Annotated in this window: 17 protein-coding genes; 9 read left to right on the plus strand and 8 right to left on the minus strand. The window is 66.7% G+C overall.

Going from position 1 to position 17,425, the window contains the following annotated elements:
- Positions 1 to 191 precede the first annotated feature (191 nt).
- The 4 genes from ACWIGM_RS01230 to rpe all read left to right on the plus strand — a co-directional run bounded on the left by ACWIGM_RS01230 (position 192) and on the right by rpe (position 3,459).
- Complete coding sequence (locus ACWIGM_RS01230) at positions 192 to 1,190, plus strand: hypothetical protein (RefSeq protein WP_454024104.1); 999 nt, start codon at positions 192 to 194, stop codon at positions 1,188 to 1,190.
- 66 nt (positions 1,191 to 1,256) lie between these two features.
- Complete coding sequence (locus ACWIGM_RS01235; protein WP_454024105.1) at positions 1,257 to 1,928, plus strand: glutathione S-transferase family protein; 672 nt, start codon at positions 1,257 to 1,259, stop codon at positions 1,926 to 1,928.
- A gap of 120 nt (positions 1,929 to 2,048) precedes the next feature.
- Positions 2,049 to 2,726 carry a glutathione S-transferase family protein gene (locus ACWIGM_RS01240; protein ID WP_454024106.1) on the plus strand — a complete coding sequence of 226 codons (678 nt, stop codon included), beginning with the start codon at positions 2,049 to 2,051 and terminating at the stop codon, positions 2,724 to 2,726.
- A gap of 52 nt (positions 2,727 to 2,778) precedes the next feature.
- Positions 2,779 to 3,459, plus strand: coding sequence for a ribulose-phosphate 3-epimerase (rpe, locus tag ACWIGM_RS01245; protein ID WP_454024107.1), 681 nt, complete (start codon positions 2,779 to 2,781; stop codon positions 3,457 to 3,459).
- Between the two features lie 108 nt (positions 3,460 to 3,567).
- Here rpe and ACWIGM_RS01250 read toward each other — a convergent pair whose 3' ends face one another.
- The gene (locus ACWIGM_RS01250) at positions 3,568 to 3,921 is read right to left on the minus strand and encodes a DUF1428 domain-containing protein (RefSeq protein WP_454024108.1); all 354 of its coding nucleotides are present in this window, start codon (positions 3,919 to 3,921) and stop codon (positions 3,568 to 3,570) included.
- Positions 3,922 to 4,102: 181 nt separating this feature from the next.
- On the opposite strand from ACWIGM_RS01250, the gene purB reads away from it, so the two are divergent.
- The 3 genes from purB (at position 4,103) to ACWIGM_RS01265 (ending at position 6,825) form a co-directional block, all read left to right on the plus strand.
- Positions 4,103 to 5,410, plus strand: coding sequence for an adenylosuccinate lyase (purB, locus tag ACWIGM_RS01255; protein ID WP_454024109.1), 1,308 nt, complete (start codon positions 4,103 to 4,105; stop codon positions 5,408 to 5,410).
- A 43-nt stretch (positions 5,411 to 5,453) separates the two neighbouring features.
- Positions 5,454 to 6,014, plus strand: coding sequence for an RBBP9/YdeN family alpha/beta hydrolase (locus ACWIGM_RS01260; protein WP_454024110.1), 561 nt, complete (start codon positions 5,454 to 5,456; stop codon positions 6,012 to 6,014).
- A gap of 172 nt (positions 6,015 to 6,186) precedes the next feature.
- Positions 6,187 to 6,825 carry a LysE family translocator gene (locus ACWIGM_RS01265; RefSeq protein ID WP_454024111.1) on the plus strand — a complete coding sequence of 213 codons (639 nt, stop codon included), beginning with the start codon at positions 6,187 to 6,189 and terminating at the stop codon, positions 6,823 to 6,825.
- Positions 6,826 to 6,880: 55 nt separating this feature from the next.
- On the opposite strand, the gene ACWIGM_RS01270 is transcribed toward ACWIGM_RS01265, so the two are convergent.
- The 7 genes from ACWIGM_RS01270 to ACWIGM_RS01300 form a co-directional block, all read right to left on the minus strand.
- Complete coding sequence (locus ACWIGM_RS01270; protein ID WP_454024112.1) at positions 6,881 to 7,531, minus strand: glutathione S-transferase family protein; 651 nt, start codon at positions 7,529 to 7,531, stop codon at positions 6,881 to 6,883.
- Positions 7,532 to 7,723: 192 nt separating this feature from the next.
- Positions 7,724 to 8,839: a branched-chain amino acid ABC transporter substrate-binding protein gene (locus tag ACWIGM_RS01275; protein ID WP_454024113.1), complete on the minus strand. Its 1,116-nt coding sequence runs from the start codon at positions 8,837 to 8,839 to the stop codon at positions 7,724 to 7,726.
- A gap of 147 nt (positions 8,840 to 8,986) precedes the next feature.
- Complete coding sequence (locus ACWIGM_RS01280; protein ID WP_454024114.1) at positions 8,987 to 9,340, minus strand: DUF6867 family protein; 354 nt, start codon at positions 9,338 to 9,340, stop codon at positions 8,987 to 8,989.
- Positions 9,341 to 9,369: 29 nt separating this feature from the next.
- Positions 9,370 to 10,101, minus strand: a complete 732-nt coding sequence (locus ACWIGM_RS01285) for an ABC transporter ATP-binding protein (RefSeq protein ID WP_454024115.1) — start codon at positions 10,099 to 10,101, stop codon at positions 9,370 to 9,372.
- The gene (locus tag ACWIGM_RS01290) at positions 10,098 to 10,934 is read right to left on the minus strand and encodes an ABC transporter ATP-binding protein (protein WP_454024116.1); all 837 of its coding nucleotides are present in this window, start codon (positions 10,932 to 10,934) and stop codon (positions 10,098 to 10,100) included. Before ACWIGM_RS01290 ends, ACWIGM_RS01285 begins: the two co-directional genes overlap by 4 nt.
- Positions 10,934 to 12,316, minus strand: coding sequence for a high-affinity branched-chain amino acid ABC transporter permease LivM (gene livM / locus ACWIGM_RS01295; protein ID WP_454024117.1), 1,383 nt, complete (start codon positions 12,314 to 12,316; stop codon positions 10,934 to 10,936). The genes ACWIGM_RS01290 and livM overlap by 1 nt, the downstream gene beginning before the upstream one ends.
- 4 nt (positions 12,317 to 12,320) lie before the next feature.
- Positions 12,321 to 13,238 (minus strand): branched-chain amino acid ABC transporter permease, encoded by a 918-nt coding sequence (locus ACWIGM_RS01300; protein WP_454024118.1) that lies wholly within the window; start codon positions 13,236 to 13,238, stop codon positions 12,321 to 12,323.
- 398 nt (positions 13,239 to 13,636) lie between these two features.
- Between ACWIGM_RS01300 and ACWIGM_RS01305 the strand changes: the two genes are divergently transcribed.
- Both ACWIGM_RS01305 and ACWIGM_RS01310 read left to right on the plus strand, forming a co-directional pair.
- Positions 13,637 to 14,779 carry a dipeptidase gene (locus ACWIGM_RS01305; protein ID WP_454024119.1) on the plus strand — a complete coding sequence of 381 codons (1,143 nt, stop codon included), beginning with the start codon at positions 13,637 to 13,639 and terminating at the stop codon, positions 14,777 to 14,779.
- A 135-nt stretch (positions 14,780 to 14,914) separates the two neighbouring features.
- Positions 14,915 to 17,416, plus strand: a complete 2,502-nt coding sequence (locus ACWIGM_RS01310) for a methyl-accepting chemotaxis protein (protein ID WP_454024120.1) — start codon at positions 14,915 to 14,917, stop codon at positions 17,414 to 17,416.
- Positions 17,417 to 17,425 lie beyond the last annotated feature (9 nt).

The following is a 17,425-nucleotide window of genomic DNA, read 5'->3' on the forward strand; positions in this document are numbered from 1 at the left end:
CGCAGCCGCGCGGCTCCGGGATCCATCACAAAGCTCCGAACTCTACGATGGATCCCGGGCCGAGCTGCGCTCGCCCAGGATGACGGTTGTGGTTTCGAGCAAAGTCAGCACGGCCCAGAGGCCAGCCCGCGCAATGACGGCGGGCCGCCCTGCGCCTGCACCAGATGACGCCGCCGTCCGGATCGGCCAGTGTGGCGCCCCGTTTTTCTGTTCCGGTCTCGATGCTCGCCGCCCTCGCCTCCGCCCTCGCTCTGCTCGGCCGCTACGGCACGCAGGGCTTCGCGCTCTCGATCTTCCTCGGCCTCGCTCTGCCGCAATTCTCGGCGGCGGCGCGCCCGCTCCTGCCGGTGACGATCTTCTGCTTCACCACGGTCGTGTTCATGCGCGCCGATCTCGGCGTCATCGCCGGGCTGGTGCGCCGGCCAGCAAAGCTGATCCTGACCTGCCTGTGGCTGCTATTCGTCCCCGCCTTGTTGATCGCCGCCGCGCTCCTCCTGCTCGGCCGCGAGGCACTCGACCCCGGCCTGCTGCTCGGCATCGCGATCATGGGCGCGGCACCGCCGATCATGTCCTCGCCCGCCGTCGCCATCCTCTACGGCTTCGAGCCCTCGTTGATCATCGCCGGCGTGATCGTCACCACGATCGCGAGCCCGCTCGTCGCGCCCTTCCTGGTCGACTGGCTCGCGGGGGCGACGGTGCCGCTGGACCGGCTGGCGCTGACCCTGCGGCTCGTCATGTTCATCGGCGGCGGCATGGTCGTCGCCTTCGCCATCAGGCGCTGGCTCGGGGCGGAACGCATCCGCAAGCTCAAGCCCAATCTCGATGGCTTCGGCGTGCTGATGTATTTCGTCTTCGCCATTGCGGCGATGGACGGCGTCACCAGGGCAGCGCTGGAGCGGCCGGGTCAGGTCGGCCTCTTCCTGGCCGTCGCCTTCCTGGTCTCGGCAGTCGGCCTCGCCAGCGCCTGGCTGGCCCTGCGCCGCTTCCCGGTCTCCGAACGCTTCATGATCGGCTACGGCACCGGCCAGCGGAACATGGGCCTCCTGGTCGCGGCGCTCGGCGCCGGCGTGCCACCGACCACCTTCCTTTATTTCGCGCTGGCGCAGTTCCCGATCTACCTCCTGCCCTGGCTACTGCGCGGCATCGCGGCGCGGATCAGGCGCAAGGAAGCCTCTGCTGACGCGAGCTGACCGGACGCGCTCCCAGGCTGCTCGCAACCGGCCGCTTTGACGGCCCGGAGCGGGGAGACAATGCCGATGAAGCTCTATTCCGGACCACTCAGCCTGTTCGGCCGCAAGGTCGAGATTGCCCTTGCCGAGAAGGGGCTGGCCTTCGAGCGCGTCGTCGTGCCGTTCAACCAGATGGTCGGCTATAATCCGAAGCATCCTGACGTGCTCGCCGCCAACCCGAAGGCGCAGGTGCCGGTCCTGGTCGATGGCGAGCTGACCCTCTACGATTCCACCCTGATCCTCGAATATCTCGACGAGGCCTATCCGCAGCCGCCGCTCTACCCCGCGATGCCGATCGAGCGGGCCCGCTGCCGCCAGCACGAGCTCTTCGCCGACGAAGTGCTGTTCGGCGCGCTGCGCCAGCTCTTCCACCGCAACGGCGAACGCCTGCCGCAGGCGGAGCTGGAGCAGGCGGAGGGTGCGGCCAGGGCAGCTGAAGCCGTGCTGGCGCGCTACTTCACCGAGATCGAAGCGGCGCTTGGCCAAAAACCCTATCTCTGCGGCGCCTTCTCCGCCGCCGACATCGGGATGTTTTTGATGGTTCACTATGTCCGCCGGCTGGACGGGCCGTCATTTTCTGCCCTGCCGGCGCTCGCGGCCTGGTATGAGCGGGTCGCCGCGCGTCCCGTCTTCGCGACACAACTGACCGAGATCGCCGATTGGGACCGCAAGCTTTCGCTGCCGCTCCAGCGCCTCTGACGGCGAGGGGCGATGGCCTGAGCGCCTGTGCCGGCGTCGCCGTCTCGAAGAAATCCCTGCTGACGCGAGCTGACTGCAAGCTTTGCCAGAGTTCAGGCAAGCAAAACCGGAGTTCCTGTTATGATCACGCTCTATTCGGGGCCGCTCAGCCTGTTCTCGCGCAAGGTCGAGATCGCACTGCGCGAAAAAAGTCTCGCCTTCGAGCGCATCATGGTGCCGTTCAACCAGACCACCGGCTACGACCCCAAGCATCCCGAAGTCGTCGCCATCAACCCCAAGCGCCAGGTCCCGGTGCTGAACGATGACGGGATCGTGCTCTACGATTCGACGGTGATCCTCGAATATCTCGAAGACGCTTATCCCGAGCCGCCGCTCTTGCCGCTCTGCCCCGGCGCCCGCGCCCGCTGCCGGCTCGACGAGCTCTATGCCGACGAGATCATGCTGCAGGCGCTGAAGCCGCTGATGCACCGCACCAGCCCGCCGAGCACCGACCAGACCCGGCGCCTCGCGCAGGAAGCCGACGCGCTGATCGCCGAACATGCGCTGGAGACGCATTATGCCGTGCTCGACGACCGGCTTGCCGGCCGCGATTTCTTCGGCGATGCCGTCTCGGTCGCCGATATCGCCCTGTTCATGAGCGTGCTGTTCTCGCTTCGCCTCGGCGGCCCGTCGCTGGCCCCGTTCGACGGCCTGTCGCGCTGGTTCGAGCGGCTGAAGCTGCGGCCCGCCTTCACCCAGGCCGCCGTCGAGATCGCCGAGGCTGACCGGCGCCTCTCCTTCCCGTTGAAACGGGCCTGACGGCAGCCTTTCGCGATTGCGAGGCGAGCATGGCGGCGCTAGACCACGCCGCATGAGCACGATCCGCATCGCCCCATCCATCCTCTCCGCCGATTTCGCCAAGCTCGGCGAGGAGGTCCGCGCCGTCGACGAGGCCGGCGCCGACTGGATCCATTGCGACGTGATGGACGGGCATTTCGTGCCCAACATCACCTTCGGCCCCGACGTGCTGAAGGCGATCCGGCCGCATACGAAGAAGTTCTTCGACGTCCATTTGATGATCGCGCCGGTCGATCCCTACATCGAGGCCTTCGCCAAGGCGGGCGCCGACCTGATCTCCTTCCATGTCGAGGCCGGCGCGCATCCGCATCGGACGCTGCAGGCGATCAAGGCGCAGGGCAAGCAGGCCGGCATCGTCCTCAATCCCGGCACGTCGGCGAGCGCCGCCGAGCCGCTGATCGGCGATGTCGACCTGATTCTGCTGATGACGGTCAACCCCGGCTTCGGCGGCCAGAGCTTCATCCATTCGGTGGTCGAGAAGATCGCCCAGGTTCGCGCCTTGATCGGCGAGCGCCCGATCGCGCTCGAGATCGACGGCGGCGTCACACCCGAGACGGCGCCGCTCTGCGTCAAGGCCGGTGCCGACACACTCGTCGCCGGCTCGGCCGTGTTCAGGGGCGGGCCATCGGCCTATGCCGGCAACATCGCCGCCATCCGCAAGGCTGCGGAGGTGGCGCGCGGCGACTGGGTCTGACGCGCAACCGTCATTGCGAGCGAAGTGAAGCAATCCAGGGGCGGCTGAGCTCTACGCCCTCCTAGATTGCTTCGTCGCTATGCTCCTCGCAATGACGAAGAGTGTGACTCAGCCCAGGTCGATCGCGGCGAAGCCGCCATAGATCAGCCGCGTCCCATCGAAGGGCATCGGGTTGGCGTCGGGCTGCATGCGCGGATCGGCCATGATCTTCTGCCAGCCGGCATCGCGCGCCTCCTTGCTCGGCCATTCGACCCAGGAGAAGACCACGACCTCGTCCTCTTTGGCCGCGACGGCGCGATAGAAATCGGTCTGCTTGCCGTGGGGAACGTCGTCACCCCAGGATTCGAAGACGCGCGTCGCGCCATATTCCCTGAACAGCGGCGCGGCCTTGCGGGCATGCTCGGCATAGGCCTCGCGATTGGCGGCAGGCACAGCCGCAACGAAACCATCGACATAGGACATCGGTCTTTTCCTCCTTGGGTCTGTCGGCGCTCCGGAAGCGAGGAGCATCCCGCCCAGCCGGCGCGGACGCTAGGCAGGATATGGGTCCGAAGCTGTCAGCAGCGGCCCTCCGGCATTCCGTCGCGGGCCTTCCCGTGCTAGCGAGCCGGCAAGCCCTTCATCGTCACGTCGCGAGCCCGCTATGATCCCCCGTTATTCCCGCCCCGAGATGGTCGCGATCTGGGAGCCGCAGACGCGCTTCCGCATCTGGTTCGAGATCGAGGCGCACGCCACCGACAAGCTCGCCGAGCTCGGCGTCGTGCCGAAGGAAGCGGCGGCAACGATCTGGGCCAAGGCGAAGGACGCCACCTTCGACGTCGCCCGCATCGACGAGATCGAGCGCGTCACCAAGCATGACGTCATCGCCTTCCTGACCCATCTCGCCGAGATCGTCGGCCCCGAGGCGCGCTTCGTCCACCAGGGCATGACCTCCTCGGACGTGCTCGACACCACCCTCGCCGTGCAGCTCGCCCGCGCCGCCGATATCCTGATCGCCGATGTCGACGCCCTGCTCGCCGCCATCAAACGCCGCGCTTTCGAGCACAAGCTGACCCCGACCATCGGCCGCTCGCACGGCATCCATGCCGAGCCGGTGACATTCGGGCTCAAGCTCGCCCAGGCCTATGCCGAGTTCGACCGCTGCCGCGCTCGGCTCATTGCCGCCCGCGCCGAGATCGCGACCTGTGCCATCTCCGGCGCCGTCGGCACCTTCGCCAATATCGACCCGCAGGTGGAGGAATACGTTGCGGAGAAGATGGGCCTGACGCCCGAGCCGGTCTCGACCCAGGTCATCCCGCGCGACCGCCACGCCATGTTCTTCGCCACGCTCGGCGTCGTCGCCTCCAGCGTCGAGCGCCTCGCCACCGAGATCCGCCATCTCCAGCGCACCGAGGTCTACGAGGCCGAGGAGTATTTCTCGCCGGGCCAGAAGGGCTCCTCGGCGATGCCGCACAAGCGCAACCCGGTGCTGACCGAGAACCTGACCGGCCTCGCCCGGCTGGTGCGCGGCATGGTCACCCCGGCGCTGGAGAACGTCGCACTCTGGCACGAGCGCGACATCTCGCACTCCTCGGTCGAGCGCATGATCGGCCCGGACGCGACGGTGACGCTCGACTTTGCGCTCGCCCGCCTCACCAGCGTCGTCGACAAGCTGCTGATCTATCCGCAGAACATGAGGAAGAACCTCGACAAGCTCGGCGGGCTGCATAATTCGCAGCGCGTCCTGCTCGCTCTGACCCAGGCCGGCGCCAGCCGCGAGGACAGCTATTCGATGGTCCAGCGCAACGCCATGCGCACCTGGGAGCATGGCGAGGACTTCCTGACGAACCTCAAGGCCGACAAGGACGTCACCGCGAAGCTGTCGGTAGCCGCGCTCGAGGCGATGTTCGACGAGGGCTACCACTTCAAGCACGTCGACACGATCTTCCGCCGGGTGTTCGGCGAGGCGTGATGCGGCGGCTGGATTTCACGGAACCGAACGCCATCTAGCGGCTATGAAAACCTCCGACACCGACATCCTGATCGTCCCCGGCTGGTCGGGCTCCGGGCCCGACCATTGGCAGAGCCGCTGGGAAGCCAAGCTGCCGACGGCCCGCCGCGTCGAGCAGGAGGACTGGTACAAGCCGACACGCGACGGCTGGGCCGACCGCATCGTCGCCGCGGTCCGCGCTGCGACGAAGCCGGTCGTCATCGTCGCCCATTCGGCCGGCTGCAGCGCGGTCGCGCATGCAGCCGAGCAGCTGAAGCCGCGCGAGGTCACCGGCGCCTTCCTGGTCGCGCCGGCCTCGGAGCGGGCCAAGCGCGCGATCCCCGGCATGGCAGAAGATTTCACCGCGATCCCGCTGAAGCCCCTGCCCTTCCGCTCGGTGCTGATCGCCAGCGCGACCGATCCCTATTGCACGCAGGACGAGGCGAAGGCGCTCGCCGAGGCCTGGGGCTCGGAATTCGTCGATGCCGGCGACAGCGGCCACCTCAACACCGAATCCGGCCACGGTCCCTGGCCCGACGGGCTGCTGCGCTTCGCCGGTTTCATGAAGAACCTGACGGCGGTGTAAGCGGCGCGCGCGCCGCTCGCACTTTGCGAGCTGGAGCAAAAATCCGCAGCGTTCCGAGATTGCATCGAAATGGCGGGGTTCAATCCATTCCAGACGCCGACTGACAATCATTACCGCTAGATGGGCCATCCGCCGGCGCAGGCTGGCAAACTGACGATAGCGAGGCATCGCCATGCAGGAACTAGCTGTTCTGATCTCGATTCTCGGCGTTTTCCTGCTTGGCGCGATCAGCCCTGGTCCGAGCTTCGTCGTGGTCTCGCGCATCGCCATCTCCGGATCCCGCGCCGATGGCGTGATGGCGGCGATCGGCATGGGCATTGGCGGCTTCATCTTCGCGACGATCGCAGTCGCCGGGCTGACGGCGCTGCTGTTGCAGGTCGAATGGCTCAACCTGGCGCTCAGGCTGGCCGGCGGCGCCTATCTCGTCTGGCTCGGCATCAACATCTGGCGCGCCGCGCCCGAACCGCTGGACATCGCCGACACGACGAGCGAACGGCCGAACACGCTGTGGAAATCGCTGTTCAGGGCGCTGTTCGTTCAGCTGTCCAACCCGAAGACGGCGATCTTCTACGCCTCCATGTTCGCCGCCCTGCTGCCGTCGCCGACGCCGTCCTGGATGTATTTCGCCCTGCCGCCCATGCTCTTCCTCATCGAGTTCGCCTGGTACACGGTCGTGGCCGTCGGCTTCTCGGCCCGCGGCCCGAAAGCGGCCTATCTGCGCTCGAAGATCTGGATCGATCGCGCAGCCGGGGCCGTTGTCGGAGCTCTCGGCGCGAAACTGATGGCCGACAGCCTGCGCTCGTCGGTTTGACCTGGAGTGCAAGGGGGCGTCGCCAGCCCCTGCTGGCGCTCCGGAGCGGCCTTTGTCAGCCTGCCGATGAGGCGGTGAAGACCGCCAGCTGGGCTGCAAAAGCGCGCTTATAGGCCGGCCGCGCTTCGGCCCGGGCGACATAGGCGGCTACGTTCGGCCGCTCCTCCAGCAGGCCCGAACCCTGCAACCGGCGCAGCACCGTCACCATCAGGAGGTCGCCGGCGCTGAACGCGCCATCGAGCCAGTCGGACTCGCCGAGGTGGTTGGAGAGGCCTTCGAGCCGTTTGCGGATGACGTCGTCGAGAGCGCTCAGGCGCTCCTCGTACCAAGGCTTGTCGCGCTCGAGGATCCTGACCAGGCTGCGATCGAAGATCGGCGGCTCCAGCGTGTTCAGCGCGGCGAACATCCACATGATCGCGCGCGCCCGGGCATTGGCATCATCCGGCAGCAGGCCCGGATGGCGCTCGGCGATATGGAACACGATCGCCCCCGACTCGAACAGGGCGAGATCGCCATCTTCATAAGTCGGGATCTGCCCGAAGGGCTGAATTGCGAGATGGGCGGGCTCCTTCATCGTCTTGAACGACAAAAGACGGACGTTGTAGGGCTGGCCCGCCTCTTCGAGCGCCCAGCGGAGACGCATGTCCCGCGCCAGCCCGTTGCCGCGGTCGGGCGAACGATCGAAGGCGGTGATGGTGGCGGTCATCGGCAGCTTCCTGGGGGCTGTTTTGCGGGCTTCACGCCCAAAGGACGAAGAGCCATCGCGGCTCCCGACAAGTCGCTCGCTCTTTTTCTGCCCCTGGCCTCGTGATCCGATGCCGGTCAGCCTCAAAGAAAAACCCGCCCCGGATCGCTCCGGAGCGGGTCTCGTCTCACGCCGTGAGGCGATCAGCGACGATCAGTTCTCGACATAGCCGATCTTGCCGTCGGCACCCTTCTTCCAGGTGTAGACGGTGTAGTCCGGGCGGGTGATGTCGCCCTTCTTGTCGAAGCCGATCTTGCCGATGACCGTGTCGACCGGGGCAGCGCCGTGCAGCGCAGCGGCGATCTTCTTCGGATCGGTCGAGTTCGCGCGCTTGGCGCCCTCGGCCATGATCTGGACCGCTGCGTAGCTGTAGAGCGTGTAGGCTTCCGGCTTGAACTTGCGGGCCTCGAACTTCTTCAGCACCGCAGCGGCTTCCGGACGCTTCTGCGGATCCGGCGGGAAGGTCATCAGCGTGCCTTCGACGCCCGGGCCGCCGATCGTGGCGAACTCGTCGGTGGTGATGCCGTCGCCGGAGATCAGCACGGTCTTCAGGCCCTGGTCGCGCATCTGGCGCACGATCAGGCCGCCTTCAGTGTGCAGGCCACCCCAGTAGAGGTAGTCGGCACCCGTCGACTTCAGCTTCGAGATCAGCGCCGAGAAGTCCTTCTCGCCGGCGTTGACGCCTTCATAGAGCACGTCCTTGATGCCGGCCTTGGTCAGGCCCTTGCGGGTCTCGTCGGCGAGGCCCTGGCCATAAGTCGTCTTGTCGTGGACGACGGCGATCTTCTTGTCCTTGAGGTTCTTGGCGATGTAGGCCGCCGCGACCTCGCCCTGCTGGTCGTCGCGGCCGCAGGTGCGGAACACGTTCCAGAGGCCGCGCTCGGTGATCTTCGGGTTGGTCGCCGAGGGGGTGATCATCAGGATGCCGTTCTCGGCATAGACTTCCGACGCCGGCATGGTCACGCCGGAGTTGAAGTGACCGAGCACCAGCTTGACGCCGTCGCCGACGAACTTGTTGGCGACCGAGACGCCCTGCTTCGGATCGGAGACGTCGTCGCCGACCACGACCTGGATCTTCTGGCCGAGGATGCCGCCCGCGGCGTTGAGGTCCTCCGCCGCCTGCTCGGCGCCGTTCTTCAGCTGCGCCCCGAACGCCGCGTTCGGTCCCGTGATCGGGCCTGCGACGCCAAGCTTGATCTGTGCGTTCGCTACGCCCGAGAAGGCGAGGACCGCGCCAAGGGCAATTCCGCCCAAGAGCAGCTTCTTCATGCGTTGTGACTCCCCTGTGAGTATATTACGGGCCGGCTTGGCCGTCCCGTCTCGGCGCGTGGTGCCACCGGAAGTCGCAGTCTTGCGCTTTTTCGCGGTGCTGTCACGCGGCAAGCCCCGTGAACTTTGGTGGTGTTTTTAGGCGCCTCAAACGCTCTCCCGCGCCTTCCAGCTGAAGGGTCCGGTGCGCTCGTAGAGCCAGCGATATTGCGTCGTCATCTGCCGCGCCCGGTTGTAGCGCCAGCCGGCGAAGCTGAAGGCGAGCAGCACGATCGTGTCGACGATGTAGTAGTGCGGCGACAGCAGCGTCGCCTCGAACAGGGCAAAGTGGATGAAGCGGATCACCAGCCCGAGGATCAGCGTATAGAAGACGAGCTGGAAAGGCGGCCGCCAGGTGATCGCCACTGCCCGGCCCGTCATCCAGGCGGCCCAGCCGCCCATCACCACGGTGACGAACAGGAAGAGCCAGATGGTCGGCTCCTCGTAGAGAATGCCCTGCATCGTTCAGCTCCGTTCGACCAGGCGGGCGCTCAATGCCGGCCGCCTTCGAGATAGGCCGCCCGCACCTGCGGATTGGCGAGCAGTTCCTGCCCGGTGCCGCTCATGGTGATGACGCCGTTGACCATGACATAGCCGCGATGGGCGAGCTTGAGCGCATGGAAGGCGTTCTGCTCGACCAGGAACACGGTCAGCCCCTGGCTGCGATTGAGCTCGCGGACCGCCTCGAAGATCTGCTTGACGATCAGCGGGGCGAGGCCGAGCGAAGGCTCGTCGAGCATGAGCAGCTTCGGCCGCGCCATCAGCGCCCGCGCGATCGCGACCATCTGCTGCTCGCCGCCCGAGAGCGTGCCGCCGCGCTGCTGCAGGCGCTCCTTGATGCGCGGGAACAACGTGCAGATCTTCTCGAGATCCTCGTCGAAATGCTGCATGCCGGCGACGGCCGCGCCCATCTGCAGGTTCTCGAACACGGTCATGCGCGGGAAGATGCGCCGGCCCTCCGGCGACTGCGCGATGCCGAGGCGGGCGATCTCGTGGCTCGGCATCTTGGTGATGTCGCGCCCGTCATAGCTGATCGTGCCTTCGCGGGCCTGCGGATTGCCGAAGATCGTCATCATCAGCGTCGACTTGCCGGCGCCGTTGGCGCCGATCATCGTCACGATCTCGCCCTGCCGGACGTCGACGTCGACGCCCTTCAGCGCGATGATCTTGCCGTAATAGGTCTTGACGCCGCGGACGGAGAGGAGTGGCCCTGCCTCGCTCATAGGCCGACCTCCGCTTCCACCGTCTCGACCTCTTCGTCGTCGACGCCGAGATAGGCCGCAATCACCTTCGGATCGGCCTGCACCTCGGCCGGCGTGCCGTCCGCGATCTTGGTGCCGTAGTCGAGCACCACGACATGGTCCGAGATTTCCATCACCACCGACATGTCGTGTTCGATCAGCAGGAGCGCCGTGCCGTGATCCTTGCGGATCGAGAGCAGGAGGTTGTTGAGGTCGAGGCTCTCGCGCGGGTTGAGGCCGGCGGCGGGCTCGTCGAGGCAGAGCAGCACCGGGTCGGTGCACATGGCGCGAGCGATCTCGAGGCGGCGCTGGTCGCCATAGGGCAGATCGGCAGCAGGATCGTCGGCGCGATGGATCAGGTTGATCTTCTCGAGCCAGCCCTTGGCCTTCTCGATCGCCTCCTTCTCGCGCGCCTTGTAGCCGCCGATGCCGAGCACGCCGAGGAAGGTGAAGCCCGAGGCGATCATCAGCGGGTTGTGCTGCGCGACCAGCAGGTTCTCCAGCACCGTCATGCCGCCGAACAGGCGGATGTTCTGGAAGGTGCGGGCGACCTTCGCCTTCCAGGCGATGCGGAAGTCCGGCATCCGCTCGAGCAGGTAGCTGTCGCCGCTATCCTGCGTCAGCGTCATCATGCCTTCGGTCGGCTTGTAGAAGCCGGTGATGCAGTTGAACACCGTGGTCTTGCCGGCGCCGTTGGGGCCGATCAGGGCGGTGATGTCGCCCTTGCGGGCCTCGAAGGAGAGGTCGTTGACGGCGGTCAGGCCGCCGAAGCGCATGGTGACATGCTCGACCTGGAGAAGCGGCTTGGTCGTCATCAGCCGTGCCCCTCCTGGACCATGTCGGCCGAGATCGCCTTCTTCTCCTTGAGGAAGGCGGTCGGCTCGCGGGTCGAGATCAGCCCGCGCGGCTTCCAGATCATGATCACCACCATGGCGAAGCCGAAGATCAGCATGCGGTATTTGGTCGGATCGAAGTCGGGACCGAAGATCTGCTTCAGCCAGTCGAGTTCGCGCAGTAGCTCGGTGCCGCCGATCATCGCGATCGCGGCGATGGCGCAGCCCCAGAGCGAGCCCATGCCGCCGAGCACGACGATGGCGAGGATCACCGCCGATTCCATGAAGACGAAGGATTCAGGGGAGATGAAGCCTTGCCGCGCCGCGAAGAACGAGCCGGCGAAGCCACCGAACATGGCACCGAGCGAGAAGGCGGTCAGCTTGGTGTTCGTGGTGTTGATGCCGAGCGAGCGGCAGGCGATCTCGTCCTCGCGCAGTGCTTCCCAGGCGCGCCCGACCGGCAGGCGCCGCAGGCGCAGGCTGACGTAAGCGGTCAGCAGCGCCATGCACAGGATGACGTAGTAGAGGAAGATCGTCCGGTAGAGCGGTGAGAATTCCAACCCGAACACCGCCGCAAAGCCGTTATCGGCCGCCGTGAACGGTATCCCGAAGAAGGTCGGCCTTGGAATGCCGGAGATGCCGGCATAGCCGTTCGAGAACTCCGTCCAGTTGATCAGGACGAGGCGGATGATCTCGCCGAAGGCCAGCGTCACGATGGCGAGATAGTCACCGCGCAGCCGCAGGACCGGGAAGCCGAGGATCATGCCCCAGAAGGCGGCGAGGATGCCGGCGAGCGGCAACAGGATCCAGAAGGACAGGCCGAAATTCTTGGCCAGCAGCGCGTAGGAGTAGGCGCCGACCGCGTAGAAGGCGACATAGCCGAGATCGAGCAGGCCGGCGAGGCCGACGACGATGTTCAGCCCCCAGCCGAGCATCACGTAGATCAGGATCTGGACACCGAAATTGTCGATCCACTTCAGCGCCCCGCCCCAGCCCGCGAGGTTGATCGCGATGATCGGGAAGGTAAGCAGGAAGCCGAGGCCAAACAGCGAGAAGATCCGCGAATGGCGCTGGAAGAAGCCGATCGTGCCATGCGGCAGCAGCCGCACCACCGACTTGCCCTCGCCGCGCTTCTGCTGGCGCAGCGCCATCAGGAAGCGGCCGACGAAGATGATCGCCACGGCCCAGGCCACCGCATCCCAGCGCGGATCGAGCACGAGCTGGTTGTCGAGATTCTGGCGCGTGCCCCAGGCGATGATCGGGATGCACAGGCCGAAGGTGACCAGCGCCGCGAAGGCGGCCTCCTTCAGCGCCGTCATCATGTCCGCCTGGCGCTTGGCGGGGTTCGATGCCTCTCCTGCCATGAACTCAGACCTTCTCGACTTCCGGCCGGCCGAGGATGCCGGAGGGCATGAACACGAGGACGACCGCGAGGATGCAGAAGGCGGCGACGTCCTTGTAGTCGATGGTGAAATAGGCCGACCACATCACCTCGATCAGGCCGATCAGCAGCCCGCCCAGCACCGCGCCGGGCAACGAGCCGATACCGCCGAGCACTGCTGCGGTGAAGGCCTTGACGCCTGGGGTGAAACCATCGGCGAAGTTCACGACGCCGTAGAGCACGAGGTACATGACGCCGGCGACGGCCGCGAGCGCCGCGCCCATCACGAAGGTGATCGAGATCGTGCGATCGACGTCCACGCCGAGCAGAGAGGCCATCTTGCGGTCCTGCTCACAGGCGCGCTGGGCCCGGCCGAGCGGCGTCTTCTGCACCAGGTACCAGAAGGCGGCGAGCAGCACGATCGTCGTCACGATGATGACGATCTGCTTGTAGGAGATCGAGACCGGATAGGTGGCGCTGTCGATCAGCAGGATCGACTTGTTCAGCATCGGCGGCGTCGGCTTGTTGCGCGGCCCCTGCACGACCTGGACGAAATTCATCAGGAAGATCGACATGCCGATCGCCGAAATCAGCGGCGCCAGGCGGAACGAGCCGCGCAAGGGCCGGTAGGCCACCCGCTCGATCGTCCAGTTCCAGAGCGACGTGAAGAACATCGCCAGGATCAGGACGAAGAACAGTGACAGCACGATCAGACCGGCGCCGAGCCAGGCCGAAATCAGCATGAAGAAGATCAGCGCGATGAAGGCCGACAGCATGAACACGTCGCCATGGGCGAAATTCACCATGCCGATGATGCCGAAGACCATCGTATAGCCGATGGCGATGAGGCCGTAGATCGACCCCAGGGTCAGCCCATTAATGAGCTGCTGGACGAAGACTTCCATGAACGACGCCTAACCCCTCGAATCAATTGCCCGTTCTTTTTTGCGCGGCATGACACCGACGCATGCGGGATGCGATTTCGACGCAGAGCTACCAACGGTCTGCGCGCTCGACAATCACTCCGCGCCACATTTCTGTCAAAAGCAATCTGCGCGACATTGCATATGCAATAGGCAGCCGATGCTGCTGCCCCGCGCGCTTTCCGCGCAAGATGATTGCTCGGCATGCAGTACACGATCCAGCGATGCCGGGCCCCGCTGTCGCCGATGTCGCACCACCTGAGCGCGAGATACCGGAATGGCGGTTCCGATCGCGCTCGAGCCCTGCGCTTTAGGCCTCGCGCGCGGCCTCGCCGGCTGCCACGATCAGGCTCCCGCGAATCCCGCTTTCCAGGTGCGCCATGGTCCTCGCCGCCCCTCCCCTTGCCGACGCCGCCTACGACAAGGCGCTCGCTTTGCTCGACCGCATCCCGCTGATCGACGGCCATAACGACCTGCCCTATGTCGTGCGGCTCGACCCGGCGGCGAAGGGCGATCTTGCCGCCTACGATCTCGGCAAGGTCCATCCCGAGACCGACACCGACATCCCGCGCATGCAGGCCGGCAGGCTCGCAGCCCAGTTCTTCGCGGCCTATGTCCCGCCGAACCATCCCAAGCCCGCCGGCTTCGCGCTCGCCCAGATCGCGCTGATGCGCCGGATCTGGGAACGCCATGCCGACGTCTTCAGGCCGGGCCTCTCCGCCGACGACGTCGAAGCCGCCAAGACGGAAGGGCGGATCGCCCTGTTCATGACGATCGAGAACGGCTCGGCGCTCGACAACGAGCTCGACGCGCTCGACGCCTATTGGGATCTCGGCGTCCGGCTGATGACGCTCTGCCACAACGACACCCATGACTGGTGCGATTCGGCGACCGATGCGCCACGCCATAACGGGCTTTCCACCTTCGGTAGAGAGGTGATCGGCCGGATGAACCGGCTCGGCATGATCGTCGACCTCGCCCATGTCGCGCCCAAGGTGATGCATGACGTGCTCGACATCAGCACGGCCCCGGTGGTCTGGTCGCACTCCAACGCCTTCTCGCTCTGCGACCACCCGCGCAACGTCCCCGACGACGTGCTCGACCGCGTCGCCGGCAACAACGGCGTCGTGATGGCGACCTTCGTGCCCGACTTCATCAGCCAGGCCTCCCGCGACTGGCACAGGCCGGCCAAGGACCAGTACGGCAAGACGCCGGAGGGGCTCGACTACAAGAAGGCCGAGGCCGAGATCGTCCGCACCGCCGGCCCCCGGCCGAAAGCGACGCTGGCGCAGTATTGCGACCATGTCGAATACCTCGCCAAGCGGATCGGCCACGACCATATCGGCATCGGCTCGGACTATTTCGGCGGCGCCACTCCGGACGGAATCGAGGACGCCTCGACCTTCCCGGCCGTGATCGCCGAGCTGATCCGCCGCGGCTGGTCGGAAGAGAACCTCGTCAAGCTTGCGAGCGGCAACATGCTGCGGGTGATGCGGGCGGCCGCGAGCGTCGCCGCGCGTTGAGCGCGCGGCTGCGGCAAGGCGGAAATGAGGCAAAATTTTAAGGGTATGACGCCAAAGCTGCCGGGCCCGACATTGCGAGCGGGGGCGGAGCGCTAGCTTCCCCCTGTCCGCGCCAGAACAGCCCGGACAGAAATCGTGAACCTCTTCCCCGCTTCGATCAAAAGCTATCTCGTCGCCACCATGGCGTGCCTGTGCGTGCCGGGCCTCGGCGCGCTCGCCTTCCTCGCCGAGCAGGCCGCGGAGGACGTCTATACCAGCCACCGGCTCGTCAGCCTCGTCGCTGCCGACGAGGCCCTCCTCAACGCCGGCAACACCATCCGCTCCAATCGCGGCCAGGCCCAGACCGCGATCCAGGTCGCTGACGATCCGTCCCCGACGCTGAAGAAGATCGAACAGGCCAATCGTGATGAGCTCGCCCGCGCCATGGCGCGGCTGCGCAGCACCGATCTCGCCGATCGCAAGGCGCTCGCCGACGCGATCGAGCAGAAGGAAAAGGCGACCACGTCCAAGCTGCCGGAAATGTATGCCGAGGCGGGCAAGCCCAAGGCGCAGCGCAGCCTTGCTGCGACCATGCCCTGGTACAACGGCGTCGGCGAGATCGAGACCACGATGACCGCGGCCTCCGATGCGACGTCTACCGCGGTCCGCCTGTCCGATCCGGCGCTCGCCGATCTGCAGAACTTCAAGGCGGCCGGCTGGCGGGTGCGCTCGAACTACGGCACGCAATGCTCGATCCTGCGCCCGGTCTTCGGCAGCAACAAGCCGATGGATGCGACGCAGTTGCGCCGGCTCGGCGAGATGCGCGGCGCCTCCGACTCCAGCGTCGCCCAGTTGACGCAGCTGGCGGCCCGCCCGGGTGTCAGCCCGGAACTGGCGCGCAAGGTCGGCGCCATGAACGCCGAGGTCACGGCCGCCAACCGGCTGATGGACGAACAGATCGGCCGCGTCGGCCAGGGCAGCAGCCCGGTCGTCGGCGCCGAGGAATGGACCAAGCAGTGCAACGGCCCGTTCAACAGCATCCTCGCCGCCGTCGGCCAGTCCTTCGACGAGATGGAGAATGTCACGCAGGCGACGCTGTCGCGGGCCTGGACCCGGCTCGCCATCACCGGTGGCCTGTTCCTCGCTTTGCTCGCGATCTGCGTGCTGAGCTGGCGCGGCGTGCAGCGCCGCATCACCCGGCCGCTGGTCCAGCTGCAGACGGCACTGGCCGGAATGCAGGCCGGTGATTTCGCCCAGCAGATCCCGGCTCCGCCCTGCCCCGACGAGATCGGCACGCTGAGCGAAGCGCTCGAGGACTACCGCCAGAACGCGCTCGCGCTCGAAACCAACCGGCGCGACCGCGAGGTCGCGATGCTCGCCGACGCCGAGCAGGCGGCCAAGGTCCGCGCCCTCGTCGGCGAAGTCGCCGGGATCGTCGCGGCCGCTCGCGCCGGCGACTTCTCCGGCCAGGCCGAGGCCGGTGACGTCGACGGCCCGCTGCGCGAGCTGGTCGAGGGCGTCAACGAGATCAACGCCGTGGTCGATGCCGCGACCACCGAGTTCGCCGATGCGATGCAGTCGCTCGCCGCTGGCGACCTGACCCATCGCGTGACGACCGGCTATCGCGGCCGCTTCGCCGCGCTGCAGGAGGCGATCAACCAGACCGCCGAGCGACTCTCGACGACGATGCGGACCATCCAGGCCAACGCCTCCGATGTCGGCCTCTCGGCCCGCGAGATCTCGACCGGCGCCGACGATCTCTCCAAGCGTACCGAGGAGCAGGCCTCCTCGCTGGAGGAGAGCGCCGCGACCACCGAAGAGCTCGCGGCCTCGGTCAAGGCCTCGGCCCAAGGCGCGCAGCAGGCGGTGCGCCAGGCCGGCCAGGCGATGCAGGTCGCCCAGGATGGCGGCGCCATCGCCGGCGAGGCGATCCAGGCCATGGCACGCATCGAGCAGGCCTCGAAGAAAATCTCCGAGATCGTCTCTGTGATCGACGGCATCGCCTTCCAGACCAACCTGCTGGCGCTCAACGCGGCAGTGGAAGCCGCCCGCGCCGGCGACGCCGGCAAGGGCTTCGCGGTCGTCGCCTCCGAGGTGCGCACGCTTGCCCAGCGCTCGGGCGAGGCAGCGAAGGACATTTCGGGACTGATCTCCTCCTCGAACACGGAGGTCGAGGCCGGCGTGAAGCTGGTCCGCCAGGCCGGCGATGCCCTGACCCGCATCGTCGAGGCCTCGCGCGGCGTCCAGAACACCATCTCCGAGGTCGCGACCGCCTCGACTGAGCAGGCCAATGGCATCGAGGAGATGAGCCAGACCGTCGCCCATATGGACGAGATGACCCAGGCGAACGCGGCTCTCGCCGAGCAGAGCGCCGCCAGCGCCAATGCTCTCGCCGGCAAGATCGCCGAGCTCAATGCGCTGGTCGCGGCCTTCCGCACCGGCGATGAGCTGGCGCCGGCCGCTGCCGCGCCATACGCTCCCCCGCCCCTGCGCACCTCTGACCTGGCGGCGATCGCCAGCGGCCAGGGTGCGGAACCGGAACGCCTGCGCAAGCTCGCTGCGGCAATCGCCGAGCAGAAGAAGGCGGCGCCGCGCCAGACTCCCGCCCGCAAGCGCGCCAACACCCGCTCCGACGACGCCGGCTGGGAAGAGTTCTGAGACGCAGCA

It is taken from the genome of Allobosea sp. NPDC055332 (assembly GCF_053645455.1).